The following is a 13,531-nucleotide window of genomic DNA, read 5'->3' as shown; positions in this document are numbered from 1 at the left end:
CCGGGCACTTCGTGGTCAACGTCCTCGCCGACGACCAGGAGGACGTGAGCCGGGTCTTCGCCTCGTCCGGCGCCGACAAGTTCGCCGGGCTGGGGTACCGCCCGTCCGCGGCCAGCGGGGCGCCGGTGCTGACCGGGGCGCTCGCCTGGATCGACTGCGAGCTGGCGGACGTGCACGAGGCCGGCGACCACTGGATCGTCCTGGGCCGGGTCCACGACCTCGGCGTCGGCCACGAAGGCGGCCCGTTGATCTTCTTCCGAGGTGGCTACGGCCGGGTCGGCCTGTGATCTACGCCCTGGGCGACCTGGAGCCGACGATCCACCCGGACGCCTACGTGCACCCGGATGCGGTGCTGATCGGGCTGGTGGAGCTGGGTCCCGAGGCGTCGGTGTGGCCGTCGACGGTGCTGCGGGCCGACAACGCCCCGATCGTGGTGGGCGCCCGCACGTCGATCCAGGACGGCACCGTGATCCACGTGGCGCCGGGCCTGCCGACGCTGGTGGGCGCCGACTGCGTGATCGGCCATCTGGTGCACCTGGAGGGCTGCACGATCGAGGACCGGGCGCTGGTGGGCTCGGGGTCGGTGGTGCTGCACCAGGCGATCGTGCGGACCGAGGCGCTGGTCGGCGCCAACGCGCTGGTGCCGGGGGGCATGGAGGTGCCGAGCCGGGCGATGGCGCTGGGCGTGCCGGCCAAGCTCCGGCTCGACGCGGTGGACCCCGAGCTGATGATCGACCTCGGCGCCCGCTCCTACGTCGAGCGATCGGCCTGGTACCGCAAGGACCTCCGCCGCCTCGACTGAACGAGCGCTCTGAGGCTCAGGCCTCGGAGGCGAGGTAGTCGAAGGCCGAGAAGGGCAGGTTGCGGGCGACGGTGAAGGCCGCCAGGGCGCCCACCAGCGTGACCGCCAGCCAGGCGGGCAGGCGCAGCTGACGCTCCGGGCGGCCGAAGAGCGGCAGCAGCCACAGCCCCAGCAGCAGTGCGAAGGCGCCGAGGAGACCCGGCAACAGCAGGTTGTGGTCGAGGGCCTCGCCGATGCGGCCGTGCAGCAGGGCGTTGGTGCCCCGCAGGCCGCCGCACGCCGGGCAGTCGATCCCCAGCAGCCAGCGGCTCGGGCAGCGGGGGTAGGTGCCGGTGCCGTCGGGGTCGGCGAGGAACACGTAGCCGGTCACGCCGGCGATCCCGCCCAGCACGGCCAGCCGGCTCACGACGCCCCGGCGGTCGACGTCCGCCGTCTCCGGCGACACCACGGGGACCAGGTCGGAGGCGCTCACCACGGCTCACGGTAGCGTCGCCCCCCAACGGGAGGGGGAGCGATGCCGGTGGTGCACGGTCTGTATCGGTACCCGGTCAAGTCGATGCGGGGCGAGGTGCTCGACGAGGCCGTGGTCGGCCCGGCGGGGGTGCTGGGCGACCGGGCCTACGCCCTGATCGACCAGGTCGACGGGAAGATCGCCAGCGCCAAGAACCCTCGCAAGTGGGCCGGGCTGCTCGGCTTCGCCGCCCGGTTCGTCGACGAGCCGACGGTTGCCGGCCCGCCGCCGCCCGTGGTGATCACCGGGCCCGACGGCGCGGTGCGCTCCGACGATCCCGACGTCGACACCTGGCTGTCGAAGGCCCTCGGCCGCGACGTGCGGCTCGCCGTGGCGACGCCCCACACCACGGGTCTGGAGTTCGAGGAGGTGTGGCCGGACATCGCCGGCCTCGCGCCGGAGGAGTTCGTCGACCAGACCGCCATCGGCCGTGAAGAGGACGGCGACGTGGTCAGCGCCATCCCGGCGGGGCTGTTCGCACCACCCGGGACGTTCTTCGACCTGTCGGTGGTGCACCTGCTGACCACGGCGACGCTGGCGAGGCTGGCGGAGCTCGACCCCGAGGCCACCTTCGACGTGCGCCGCTACCGGCCCAACGTGCTCCTCGAGGCCGAGGCCGAGGCCGCGGGTGAGGGCTTCGTGGAGAACGACTGGGTCGGACGGAAGGTGGTGCTGGGCGACGACGGCGCGACGCTCGGCGTCCAGCTCCCGACCATGCGCTGCGTGATGACGACGCTGGCGCAGGAGGAGCTGCCCCGCGACCGCCGCACCCTGAGGACCATCGCGGCCCACAACCGGGTGGAGATCGCGGGCTTCGGGACGTGGGCCTGTGCCGGGGTCTACTGCGAGGTGCAGGCGGGCGGTCGAGTGCGCGTCGGCGACCACGTCCGGGTGCAGGCCGACTGACCGTTCCGAACCCCGGCTCGGCACAACCCGGGCCGGTTTCGTACCATAGGGAGTGGACGTAGCGGAACGGGCATGGCGGGTCGCCCGGGCACAGTCGCGGCCCGGAAGGACTCGTCCACCCCGCCGCTAACCTGACCGCCGGGTCAGGCGCCAGGGCAGGGGGGTCATAGCGGGACATGGCGGAGCGGATGGGCCAGGACACGACCTCGGCAGCCGGCTGGGGTCTCATCCGTGCGGAGGCTCGTCAGCAGCGAAGAGGCATCGCCGCCGCCGTCGCCGCCGGACTGGTGTGGACGGCCGCCAAGGTCAGCACCGGCGTGCTGGTGAAGCAGGCCATCGACGAGGGCATCAAGGCCGACGACGCGGGTGCCCTGCGCACCTGGTCGCTGGCGCTCGGAGCCGTCGCCGTCGTCTCGGCCGTGTTCACCGGCCTGCGCCGCTACCACGCGTTCCGCGTCGCCCGCTGGGTGGAGACCGACCTGCGCGAGCGGATGTTCGCCCACCTGCAGCGGCTCCACTTCGGCTTCCACGACCGGGCCCAGGCCGGCGAGCTGATGAGCCGGGCCAACACCGACCTGCAGCAGGTGCAGGCGTTCCTGGTGCTGGTCCCGCTGACGATCTCCAACGGCGCCACCGTGCTGGCGGTCACCGCGATCCTCGTCGCCATCGACCCGCTGCTCACGCTGCTGGCGCTGGGGTCGCTGCCGCTGATGAACGTGCTGGCCACCCGCTTCTCCCGGCGCCTGCACCCGTTCGTGACCGGCATCCAGCGGGAGTCGGCGGAGCTGGCCGCGGTGGTGGAGGAGTCGGTGGCCGGCGTGCGGGTGGTGAAGGGGCTCGGCGCCGAGCAGATCCAGGCCGCCCGCCTGCAGGTCGAGGCCGACGACGTGTTCAGCGAGTCGCTGGGCGCCGCCCGCACCCGCGCCCAGTTCGTGCCGGCGCTGGAGCTGCTGCCGATGATCGGCTTCATCGCCGTGCTCGGCTACGGCGGCCACCGGGTGCTCGAGGGCAGCCTCAGCCTGGGCGACCTCGTCGCCTTCAACGTGTACGTGACCATGCTGATCTGGCCGCTGCGGATGCTCGGCTGGATCGTGGCCCAGGCGCAGCGGGCGGCGGTGTCGGCGGGCCGGGTGCAGGAGGTGCTGGCCACCGAGCCGGAGGTCACCGACCCCCACCACCCGGTGTCGCTGCCGGCGGTCGTCCGGGACCGCGGCACCGACGGCCCCGGCGGCAACGGCGGCTCGACGGACGGGCCCGTCGGCGAGGTGCGCTTCGAGGACGTGACGTTCGGTTACGGAGGGGCGCCGGTGTTCGCCGGGTTCGACCTGACCATCCGGCCCGGCGAGTCGGTGGCCCTGGTGGGCTCCACCGGGTCGGGCAAGAGCACGATCGGCCGGCTGCTGCCCCGCTACTACGACGTCGACGGCGGTCGGATCCTGCTCGACGGCGTCGACGTGCGCGACGTGGCCCTGCGGGAGCTGCGGCGGGCCGTCGGGATCGTGTTCGAGGAGACGTTCCTGTTCAGCGACACCGTGGCCATGAACATCGCCTTCGCGGACCCGGGCGCGGCGCCGGAGGAGGTGGTGCGGGCGGCCCGCCTGGCCGGCGCCGACGACTTCGTGCGGGGGCTGACCGACGGCTACGACACCCGCATCGGCGAGCGGGGCTACTCGCTGTCGGGCGGCCAGCGGCAGCGCCTCGCCATCGCCCGGGCCATCCTGGCCGACCCGCGGGTGCTGATCCTCGACGACGCCACGTCGGCCGTCGACCCCACCAAGGAGCACGAGATCCGCGGCGCCCTCGGCGAGGTGATGGCGGGTCGGACGACGCTCGTGATCGCCCACCGGCCGGCGACGATCGCCCTGGCCGACCGGGTGGTCCTGATCGACGGTGGCCGGGTCGCCGCCACGGGCACGCACGACGAGCTGCTGGCGACCAGCTCGCGGTACCGCGAGGTGCTCGCCGCCAACAGTGACAGGGGAGCGACGCATGTGGCGTAGCGCCGGTGTGAGCGACGAGGAGCGCCTCGACGTCAAGCAGGCGGGCTCGGTGATGCGGCGCGCTGCGGCCCGGCTGCGGCCCCAGCGCCGGCGGGTGCTGTTCTCCCTGGCCATGGTGATGCTGTGGACCGCCACCGTGCTGGCCGGGCCGCTGCTGGTCCGCTGGGGCATCGACTCGGGCATCGAGCGCGACGACGGCGGCGTCCTCGACCGGGCGGTGATCGGCTACGTGATCGTCGCCGCCCTCGCCTACCTGGCCAACCGGGTGCAGTTCATGTCGATCAGCCGGATCGGCGAGGAGTTCCTCCGCGACCTGCGCATCAGCGTGTTCGCCCACCTGCAACGCCTGTCGATGCCGTACTACGACCGCGAGAAGGCCGGCGTGATCGTGTCGCGCATGACCTCCGACATCGACTCGCTGGCCGAGCTCGTGCAGATGGGCCTGGCGATGTTCGTGAGCAACGGCCTGCTGCTGGTGATCTCCGTGGTGGTGCTGGCCACCGTGTCGTGGCAGCTGCTGCTGGTGTGCGCCCTGGCGATGCCGCCGGTGATCGTCGCCAGCATCAAGTTCCAGCGCGACTCCAACGAGGCCTACCTCGACGTGCGCGAGGACATCGGCTCCACGCTGTCGCACCTCCAGGAGGGCATCGCCGGGGTGCGGGTGGTGCAGGCCTTCGCCCGCGAGGACGTGGAGGTCGACCGCTTCCGCACCCGCAGCCGGCGCCTGTTCGACAGCCACATGCGGTCGGTGTGGGTGTCGGCCTGGTACATGCCGGTGATCGAGCTGGCCGGGTGGGGCACCACCGCCCTGGCGCTGGGCTTCGGCGGCTGGCTGGTGCACGACGGCAGCGTCTCGGTGGGGACCGTGGCGTTCTTCGTGCTGGCCCTGGCCAACCTGTTCGAGCCGCTGCAGCAGCTCAGCCAGCTGTTCAACATGGTGCAGTCGGCGGCGGCCGGGCTGCACAAGCTGTTCGACCTGCTCGACACGCCCGTCGACGTGCCCGAGCGGCAGGCGGCCGTCGACCTGCCGGCGAGGGGCGACATCGAGGTCGACGGGGTGAGCTTCGCCTACGAGGTGGTGGCGGACCCCGATGCCGAGGAGACCCGCGACGTCGACCCCGACCCCGTGCTGTCCGACGTGTCGCTGTCCATCCCGGCCGGCTCCCGCCTGGCGCTGGTGGGGCCCACCGGGGCGGGCAAGTCGACCCTGGCCAAGCTGATCGCCCGGCTCTACGACCCGACCGAGGGCCGGGTGCGCTTCGGTGGCGTCGACCTGCGGGACGCCACGTTGGGCTCCCTGCGCGATCGGGTGGTGGTCATCCCCCAGGAGGGGTTCCTGTTCAACGGCTCGATCCGCGACAACGTGCGGCTCGCCCGGATCGACGCCGGCGAGGAGGAGGTCGACGCCGCGCTGCGGGCGGTCGGCGCCTACGAGCGCTTCGCCGCCATGCCCGAGGGCCTCGAGACGGAGGTGCGCGAGCGGGGCAGCCGGCTGTCCGCGGGGGAGAAGCAGCTCATCTCGCTGGCCCGGGCGGCGCTGGCCAACCCGGCGGTGCTGGTGCTCGACGAGGCCACGTCGAGCCTCGACCCCGGCACGGAGGCGTTGGTGGAGGACGCCGTCGACCGGCTCCTCGACGGCCGCACGGTGGTGGTGATCGCCCACCGCCTGTCGACCGCCGAGCGCTCCGACCGGGTGGGCGTGGTGGCCGACGGCGAGCTGGTGGAGCTGGGCAGCCACGACGAGCTGCTCGACGCCGGCGGCCACTACACCAAGCTCTACGCCACGTGGATCGCCGGGGGTGCCTCGGTGGCCGACGACACCGATACCGAGCCCGAGACCGACGCCGTCGGCGCGTAGGCGCGCCGAGGCGGTGCGTCCTCCGCGCGGGACGCACCGCCTCGCCGACCGTGGTGGCTACTCGACCACCCGCACCAGCAGCTCGACGTCGAACTGGATGTTCGGGTTGCCGCCGCTGCCCATGCAGTCCGACGAGTCGAGCTTGAGGAAGACCTCGTCGGCGTCGTTCACGTCAGTCGGCTCGATGATGTCGATCTGGTCCTCGGAGGCGGAGTCGCCGCCCTGGTCGCTGTAGGCGTAGAACGTGTCGGCCTTGTCGACGAGGTAGGTGGCCATGCAGTGGAGGTCGCTGTCGCCGTTCGGGTTGCCGGCCGTGTACACCTCGGCCTCGACCCGGCTGCCCGGCTCGATCTCGAACCGGTAGAAGTTCACCTCGCCGTGGACCACGGTGTCGACGTACTGGGTGTCCAGCTCGCCCGTCTCGGCGTCGCGAGGGATGGCCGCGCCCGTCAGCTCCTGGCCGCGGGTCTCGATGCGGCGGGTCTCCCGGGCCGAGACGTCCTCCAGGGTGGAGGCCAGGTCGCCGGCCTCGGCGACGTCGGTGAACTGGCCATCGGTCGCCTCCGCGATGCAGGTGAGCTGGTCACGGGCGGTCTGGTTGTCGCCGAGGGCGAACCCGACCGTGTTGACGACCACCTCGACGCCGTCGGCCCGCAGGTCCTGGGCGATCTGGCAGGGGTCGGGCGGGGCGCAGGTGTCGTCGCCGTCGGACACCAGGATGATCGTGCGCGGGCCCTCCGGCGGCAGGTCCTTGGCCGCCTCCTGCAGGGAGTAGCCGATCGGCGTGAAGCCCTTGGCCTGGTAGCCGTCGATGGCGTCGTTGAGCGCCTCCCGGTCGAGCGGGTCGATCGGGGAGATCAGCTCGCTGTCCCGGCAGCCGTTGGCCTTGTCGGTGTTGGGGTAGCGGTGGCCGAACACCCGGAGGCCGGTGTGCAGGCCGTCGGGCAGGCTGTCGACGACACCGTGCAGGGCCTCCTTGGCGCTGTCGATCAGCGGCTTGCCCGTCGAGTCGAGCTCGTTCATCGACCCGGACGCGTCCATGATCAGCAGGAGGGCGCCCTCGGGGGCTTCCTCGGTCGTGTCGCCGTCGCCGTTGTCGCCGTCGTCGGCCGGGGCCTCGGTGGTGGTGGTCGTGTCGTCGCCGCCGTCGCCGCTGTCGATCTCGACGTCGCCGGCCTTGTCGTCGTTGGTGCCCACCGAGCAGCCCGCGACCGCCACCAGCAGGGTTGCCATGACGAGCAGCGCTCCCGATCTCCTCTTCATCGTCCTCTCCTCAACATCCAGGGGGTTGGCTTCTCGTGGGCATCTTGAGAAGCCGTTGTCGCAGCGGTAGGAGGACCGTGTCGCAGTCCTGCGACACGGGTCGCAATCCGGCGACGGGTCATGCCGCCGGGAGTCGCAGGCCCATCACGGTCCCGTCGCCGACCCGGCTGCGCACCCAGACGCTGCCGCCGTGGCGCCCGACGACGACCCGGGCCAGGGCGAGGCCCAACCCGCTCCCGGGCGTGCCGGCGGCGGCTGAGCCGCGGGCCAGGTCGTCCCAGATGTGGTCCACCTCGTCGCCCGGGATGCCGATGCCGGTGTCGGCCACCTCGACCACCACGTGGTCGCCCTCGTCGCGGGCGCGCATCTCGATGCGGTCGCCCGGGTGCGAGAACTTCACGGCGTTCACGACCAGGTTGTGGATGGCCAGGAACAGCAGGTCGCGGTCGCCGGGGATGGTGCCGACCGGCCAGGGGGCCTGCGGCAGGCTGAGCGTGAGGGCCCGCTGGTCGGCCCCGGGCAGCTCGACGGCGACCTCGTGGATCTCGGTGAGCATCTCGGCCACGTCGACCGGCGCCCGCTCCAGCGGCCGGGTCTCCAGCTCGGCGAGCTTGCGCAGGTCGGCCACCAGGTCGGCCAGCCGGCGGGCCTGGGCCGACACGCTCGCCGCCGCTCCCGACGCGGGGAGGTTGGCCAGCCCCGCCTGGATGGCGGTGACCGGGTTCTTCAGCTCGTGGTCCAGCCGCAGCAGGAACCGCCGGTGCTCCTCGCCCGCGGTCACCAGGGCCTCGGTCCGGGCGGCCGCCAGCCGCTCCCGCCCCAGCGTCACCGCGACCAGGACGGCCGACACCAGCAGCCCGGCGATCGCCGCGGCGATCCACAGCCGGGTCTCCGTGTAGACGTTCTGGGTGGGTGACCGGAGGCGCAGGAAGGCGGCCACCGCGAGGCCCAGGGCCGCTGGGGCCACCGCTCCTTGAAGGACCAGCGCCCGTAGAGGGCGCCTTTCCTGCAAAGAAGGAGGGGAGACGGGCGGTGCGCTCACGACGCGGTCTCCACCTTGGCGCAGAAGCGGTAGCCGAGGCCGGACACGGTCTCGATCCAGGTGGGGTCGGCGGCGTCGTCGCCGAGGAGGCGGCGCAGCTCGGCGACGCGGTTGTCGACCGCCCGGGTGCCCACCGGGGTGGTGAAGCCCCAGATGACGTCGAGCAGGCGCTCCCGCGTGAGCAGCTCGTCGGGATGCGTGAGCAGGTAGTCGAGCAGGGTCAGCGCCTTCGGCGTCAGCGTGAGCTCGCCGTCGCCGAGCCAGGCGCGCCGGGCCACCCGGTCGAAGCGCAGGCGACCGCTCCGGAGGGTGCCGGCGGCGCTGAGCGGCGGTCGGCCGGGCCGGGCCCGGCGGAGCACCGCCCGGATGCGGGCCACCAGCTCCTGGGGGTCGAACGGCTTGTTGAGGTAGTCGTCGGCCCCCTCCTCCAGCGCCATGGCCCGCTCGCCCGCCTCGCCGACCTGGGTGAGCAGCAGCACCGGCCCCCACATGCCGTCGGCCCGCAGGCGGCGCAGCACCTCACGGCCGTTGAGCCTGGGCATCAGCACGTCGAGCACGCAGAGGTCGGGATCGCGGTCGTGGACGGCCCGCAGCGCGGCCTCGCCGTCGTGCACCACGTGCACCCGGAAGCCCGACCGTTCGAGGAAGGGCGCCAGGTTGGCGGTGATGGCCTCCTCGTCGTCGGCCAGCAGCACCAGCGGGCGCGGCCCGTCGTCCTGTCTTCCCGGCATGAGCACGACAGCTTCCCACCGTGAGCGGCGAAGTCGTCAAGACGCGCGGTCAGGTCTGTGGAGCGGCGCGAGGGGATTGCTACTATCGCCGTAGGAGAAATTCCGCAGCCTTCTGCCGACCGTCAAGGACGAAGGAACCGCACACATGGCCGTTGCTGATCTCGACCTGGGGCGTTACAAGCTCGGTTGGTCCGACGAAGAGAGCAACTACGTCTTCAAGCCCCGCAAGGGCCTGAACGAGGAGATCGTCCGCGAGATGTCGTGGATGAAGGGCGAGCCCGACTGGATGCTCGACTTCCGCCTCAGCTCGCTCAAGCACTTCGAACGTCGTCCCATGCCGAACTGGGGCGGCGACATGTCCCAGATCTTCTTCGACGACATCTTCTACTACGTGAAGCCCACCGAGGGTCAGGTCGACCAGTGGGACGAGCTGCCCGACGCCATCAAGAACACCTACGAGAAGCTGGGCATCCCGGAGGCGGAGCGGAAGTACCTGGCCGGCGTCACCGCCCAGTACGAGTCCGAGGTCGTGTTCCACCGCAACCGTGAGGACCTCGAGAAGCAGGGCGTCATCTTCTGCGACATGGACACGGCGCTGCGCGACTACCCCGAGATCGTCAAGCCCTACTTCGGCAAGATCATCCCCAAGAACGACAACAAGTTCTCGGCGCTGAACTCGTCGGTGTGGTCGGGCGGGTCGTTCATCTACGTGCCGCCGGGCGTCGAGGTCGACATGCCCCTGCAGGCCTACTTCCGGATCAACACCGAGAACATGGGCCAGTTCGAGCGCACGCTGATCATCGCCGACGAGGGCTCGCGGGTGCACTACATCGAGGGCTGCTCGGCGCCGGTGTACACGTCCGACTCGCTGCACTCCGCGGTGGTCGAGATCGTGGTCAAGCCCAGCGCCCGGGTCACCTACACGACCATCCAGAACTGGTCGAACAACGTGTTCAACCTGGTCACCAAGCGGGCGCGGGTCGAGGCCGAGGGCCACATGGAGTGGATCGACGGCAACATCGGCTCGCGGCTCACCATGAAGTACCCGTCGGTGTACATGGTCGGCCCGAAGGCGTCGGGCGAGGTTCTCTCGGTCGCCTACGCAGGGCCGGGCCAGCACCAGGACGCCGGCGCCAAGATGGTGCACGCTGCCCCCGAGACCACCTCGAAGATCGTGTCGAAGTCGATCTCCAAGGACGGCGGCCGCACGTCGTACCGCGGCCTGGTCCGGGTCGAGGACGACGCCTACGGCTGCAAGAGCCACGTGCAGTGCGACGCCCTGATCCTCGACGAGGACTCGATCAGCGACACCTTCCCCACCATGGAGATCGGTGCCCGCGACGCGGTCGTCGGTCACGAGGCGACGGTGTCGAAGGTGGCCGACGAGCAGCTCTTCTACCTGAAGAGCCGAGGTCTCAGCGACGAGCAGGCGATGAGCATGATCGTCAACGGCTTCATCGAGCCCGTCACCCGCACCCTGCCCATGGAGTACGCCGTGGAGTGGTCGCGGCTGATCGAGCTCCAGATGGAAGGCTCGGTCGGTTAGACCCAAGCTGAATGTCCGCTGACCTGCATACCGCTCCATCCTGCAGTCCTGGCACAATGGCGCTGTGCCGATGCGCCAGGACTGCAAGCACTTCGAGTCCCGCACCTATCGCAACGGCGAGACGGTGCGGAAGTGCGATCTCGATCTCGCCCCCGAGGCCCCTTGGCGTTGCCCGGCCGACTGTCCCCGCTACGAGCGGCGCATGGCCGACGTCAACTGGGCCCACGGCACCCTGGTCACCCCGGCCACACCGGCCGAGCCGCTCGACGCGCTCGACCGTGGCGACGGTTCGGTGGCCAAGCTGCTCGACGAGGCCGAGGAGATCATCAACTCGGTCGGGCCTTCCGTCCTGGCCGAGGTGCAGGCCCAGCGCCGCGAGGAGGAGTCTCCCCGCTGGAAGCGCTGGTGGCGCAAGCGTTCCTGAGTCTGAGCTCCGGGTCGAGGTAGAGGTTCACACGTGAGCACGTCGCTGACCGATGCCGTCCTCGAGCTGGACGGCCCCGACTGGCTGCGTGAGCGGCGGGCCGAGGCGCTCGCCGCCTTCGCCAAGGTCGACATGCCCAGCACCGACGAGGAGCTGTGGCGCTACAGCCGCATCGACGACCTCGACCTCGACGGGTACACCCTGTCCGACGGTCCCGGCCGCGGCGGCGTGTCGTCGCACGTGCCCGACGTACTCGGCGCCCTGGTCGACCGGGCGGCCACGGTCGTCGCCCGCAACGGCCGGGTGGTCGACGTCGAGGTCGACGAGGGCCTCGCCGCCAAGGGCCTGCTGGTCGGACCGGCGGCCGAGGGCGACGTCGGCGTGCTGGGCGAGGCGCTCTCCAGCGAGGGCCCCACTCCCTCCGCCACCGACGCCTTCACCCTCCTGAACGACGCCGCCCAGCTGGAGCCCGTCGTCGTGCGCATCCCCGACGGCCTGGTGCTGCCCGCCCCCGTGGTGGTCGTGCACGTCACCGAGGGCGACCGGGTGGCGGCCTTCCCCCGCCTGGTGGTCCACGCCGGCGCCGACAGCTCGGCGTCGGTGATCGAGGTGCAGGTGTCGGCGGGCCAGGGTGGCCTGGTGGTGCCGGTCACCGAGATCGTGGCCGAGCGGGCCGCCCGGGTCGGCTTCGTCAACGTGCAGCAGCTCGACCTGTCCACCTGGCAGATCGGCCTGCAGGCCTCCCGGGTCGAGGCCGAGGCCACGTTCCGCTCCACGTCGGTGGGCTTCGGCGGCGAGTACGCCCGCCTGCGCACCGACTGCCGCATGGTCGGCCGGGGCGCCACCGGCGAGCTCGACGCCATCTACTTCGGCGAGGGCGACCAGACGCTCGACTTCCGCACCTTCCAGGAGCACGTCGCCCCTGACTGCACCAGCAACCTGCTGTTCAAGGGGGCCGGTGGCGGTCGTTCCCGCTCGGTGTACACGGGGCTCATCCGGGTCGGGAAGGATGCCCGGGGCACCAACGCCTTCCAGACGAACCGCAACGTGAAGCTGTCCGAGCAGGCGTGGGCCGAGTCGATCCCCAACCTGATGATCGAGAACAACGACGTGCGCTGCAGCCACGCCTCGGCCGTTGGCCCGATCGACGAGGAGCAGCGCTTCTACCTGGAGAGCCGGGGCCTGCCGACCGACGTGGCCGAGCGCCTCATCGTGGGCGGCTTCTTCGGCGAGGTGCTGGCCAAGCTGCCCGTCGCGGGCCTCGCTTCGGTGCTGGCGAAGACCGTGGCCGCCAAGTTCGACCGGAGAGAATCGTGAAGCAGCGGATCTGCGCGTTCGACGAGCTGGAGCCGAACACGGCTCGGCGGTTCGACGTCGACGGGCGGCACATCGCCGTGGTGCGCCTGGACGACGACGTGTACGCCATCGGCGACGTCTGCTCGCACCAGAACATCTCGCTGTCCGAGGGCGAGATCCACACCGGTGAGAAGACCATCGAGTGCTGGAAGCACGGCAGCGAGTTCTCGCTGGAGACCGGCGAGTCGCTGACCCTGCCGGCCACCAAGGGTGTGCCCGTCTACGAGGTCGTCGTCGACGGCGACGACGTGTTGGTGGTGGTCGACTGATGGCTGTCCTCGAGATCTCGGGCCTGCGGGCCGGTGTCGCCGGTAAGGAGATCCTGCGGGGCGTCGACCTGACCGTGCGGTCGGGCGAGGTGCACGCGGTGATGGGGCCCAACGGGTCAGGCAAGTCGACGCTGGCCCACGTGATCATGGGGCGCCCCGGCTACGAGGTGCTGGGCGGCTCGGTGACGCTCGACGGCCGGGACATCCTCGCGATGACCCCCTACGAGCGGGCGCAGGCCGGGCTGTTCCTGGCGCTGCAGTACCCGACCGAGGTGCCGGGCGTGTCGCTGCAGGAGCTGCTGAGCTATGCGCTGGCGGCGGCAGGGCGCGACCCCGAGGGCGTCGACCTGCGCATCGAGGCCGAGGCGTCGCGGCTCGACCTCGACGCCCGCCTGCTGGGCCGGGCGCTCAACGTCGACCTGTCGGGCGGCGAGAAGAAGAAGAACGAGACCCTGCAGCTGGCGGTGCTGCAGCCGGCGATCGCCGTGCTCGACGAGCTCGACTCCGGGCTCGACGTCGACGCGCTGCGGGCCTGCTCCCGGCGCATCGAGGCCGCCACCAACAACGGCCTCGGCGTGCTGGCGATCACCCACTACAGCCGGTTGCTCTCCGAGCTGCGGGCCGACCGGGTGCACGTGCTCGCCCGGGGGATGGTGGTGCGCTCGGGCGGCCCCGAGCTGGCCGAGGAGCTGGAGCGCGACGGCTACGCCGGGATGCTCGGCTCCGAGCTGGCCGAGGAGGAGCCGGTCACGATCCGCCGCACCGAGACCTTCGCCGACCTCTTCGGCGGCGAATAGCCGAAATCTCGACAGAAGTGGTGGCC

At 71.5% G+C, this 13,531-nt stretch carries 14 protein-coding genes; 10 read left to right on the top strand and 4 right to left on the bottom strand.

Features of this window, described 5'->3' with window-relative positions; genetic code table 11:
- On the top strand, window positions 1-287 hold a 287-nt coding region (locus tag VK611_02460; protein ID HMG40154.1), incomplete at its 5' end, for a flavin reductase family protein.
- Window positions 284-802 (top strand): gamma carbonic anhydrase family protein, encoded by a 519-nt coding sequence (locus tag VK611_02455; protein ID HMG40153.1) that lies wholly within the window; start codon window positions 284-286, stop codon window positions 800-802. The genes VK611_02460 and VK611_02455, both read left to right, overlap by 4 nt.
- A 16-nt stretch (window positions 803-818) precedes the next feature.
- Here VK611_02455 and VK611_02450 read toward each other — a convergent pair whose 3' ends face one another.
- Window positions 819-1,274 (bottom strand): DUF2752 domain-containing protein, encoded by a 456-nt coding sequence (locus tag VK611_02450; protein ID HMG40152.1) that lies wholly within the window; start codon window positions 1,272-1,274, stop codon window positions 819-821.
- A gap of 42 nt (window positions 1,275-1,316) precedes the next feature.
- Between VK611_02450 and VK611_02445 the strand changes: the two genes are divergently transcribed.
- The 3 genes from VK611_02445 (at window position 1,317) to VK611_02435 (ending at window position 6,077) form a co-directional block, all read left to right on the top strand.
- Window positions 1,317-2,219 carry an MOSC N-terminal beta barrel domain-containing protein gene (locus VK611_02445; GenBank protein HMG40151.1) on the top strand — a complete coding sequence of 301 codons (903 nt, stop codon included), beginning with the start codon at window positions 1,317-1,319 and terminating at the stop codon, window positions 2,217-2,219.
- A gap of 176 nt (window positions 2,220-2,395) precedes the next feature.
- Window positions 2,396-4,219, top strand: coding sequence for an ABC transporter ATP-binding protein (locus VK611_02440; protein ID HMG40150.1), 1,824 nt, complete (start codon window positions 2,396-2,398; stop codon window positions 4,217-4,219).
- The gene (locus VK611_02435; protein HMG40149.1) at window positions 4,209-6,077 is read left to right on the top strand and encodes an ABC transporter ATP-binding protein; all 1,869 of its coding nucleotides are present in this window, start codon (window positions 4,209-4,211) and stop codon (window positions 6,075-6,077) included. Before VK611_02440 ends, VK611_02435 begins: the two co-directional genes overlap by 11 nt.
- Before the next feature lie 57 nt (window positions 6,078-6,134).
- On the opposite strand, the gene VK611_02430 is transcribed toward VK611_02435, so the two are convergent.
- The 3 genes from VK611_02430 to VK611_02420 form a co-directional block, all read right to left on the bottom strand.
- A complete protein-coding gene (locus VK611_02430; protein ID HMG40148.1) occupies window positions 6,135-7,340 on the bottom strand; it encodes a VWA domain-containing protein in 1,206 nt (401 codons plus the stop codon).
- A gap of 118 nt (window positions 7,341-7,458) precedes the next feature.
- Window positions 7,459-8,307 carry a HAMP domain-containing sensor histidine kinase gene (locus VK611_02425; protein HMG40147.1) on the bottom strand — a complete coding sequence of 283 codons (849 nt, stop codon included), beginning with the start codon at window positions 8,305-8,307 and terminating at the stop codon, window positions 7,459-7,461.
- Window positions 8,308-8,378: 71 nt separating this feature from the next.
- Window positions 8,379-9,113: a response regulator transcription factor gene (locus tag VK611_02420; protein ID HMG40146.1), complete on the bottom strand. Its 735-nt coding sequence runs from the start codon at window positions 9,111-9,113 to the stop codon at window positions 8,379-8,381.
- 145 nt (window positions 9,114-9,258) lie between these two features.
- Between VK611_02420 and sufB the strand changes: the two genes are divergently transcribed.
- From sufB to sufC, 5 genes are all read left to right on the top strand, one after another.
- The gene (sufB, locus tag VK611_02415; GenBank protein HMG40145.1) at window positions 9,259-10,659 is read left to right on the top strand and encodes a Fe-S cluster assembly protein SufB; all 1,401 of its coding nucleotides are present in this window, start codon (window positions 9,259-9,261) and stop codon (window positions 10,657-10,659) included.
- Between the two features lie 64 nt (window positions 10,660-10,723).
- Window positions 10,724-11,083 (top strand): hypothetical protein, encoded by a 360-nt coding sequence (locus tag VK611_02410; protein ID HMG40144.1) that lies wholly within the window; start codon window positions 10,724-10,726, stop codon window positions 11,081-11,083.
- 33 nt (window positions 11,084-11,116) lie between these two features.
- Window positions 11,117-12,400: a SufD family Fe-S cluster assembly protein gene (locus VK611_02405; GenBank protein HMG40143.1), complete on the top strand. Its 1,284-nt coding sequence runs from the start codon at window positions 11,117-11,119 to the stop codon at window positions 12,398-12,400.
- Window positions 12,397-12,708: a non-heme iron oxygenase ferredoxin subunit gene (locus VK611_02400; GenBank protein HMG40142.1), complete on the top strand. Its 312-nt coding sequence runs from the start codon at window positions 12,397-12,399 to the stop codon at window positions 12,706-12,708. Before VK611_02405 ends, VK611_02400 begins: the two co-directional genes overlap by 4 nt.
- Window positions 12,708-13,505 carry a Fe-S cluster assembly ATPase SufC gene (gene sufC / locus VK611_02395; GenBank protein HMG40141.1) on the top strand — a complete coding sequence of 266 codons (798 nt, stop codon included), beginning with the start codon at window positions 12,708-12,710 and terminating at the stop codon, window positions 13,503-13,505. The genes VK611_02400 and sufC overlap by 1 nt, the downstream gene beginning before the upstream one ends.
- Window positions 13,506-13,531: the final 26 nt, after the last annotated feature.

The organism is Acidimicrobiales bacterium (assembly GCA_035316325.1).
Classification (GTDB): Bacteria; Actinomycetota; Acidimicrobiia; order Acidimicrobiales; family VFJN01; genus DASXTK01.
Note: the sequence above shows the minus strand (reverse complement) of the source record. Positions and strands in the feature narration are given on the sequence as shown.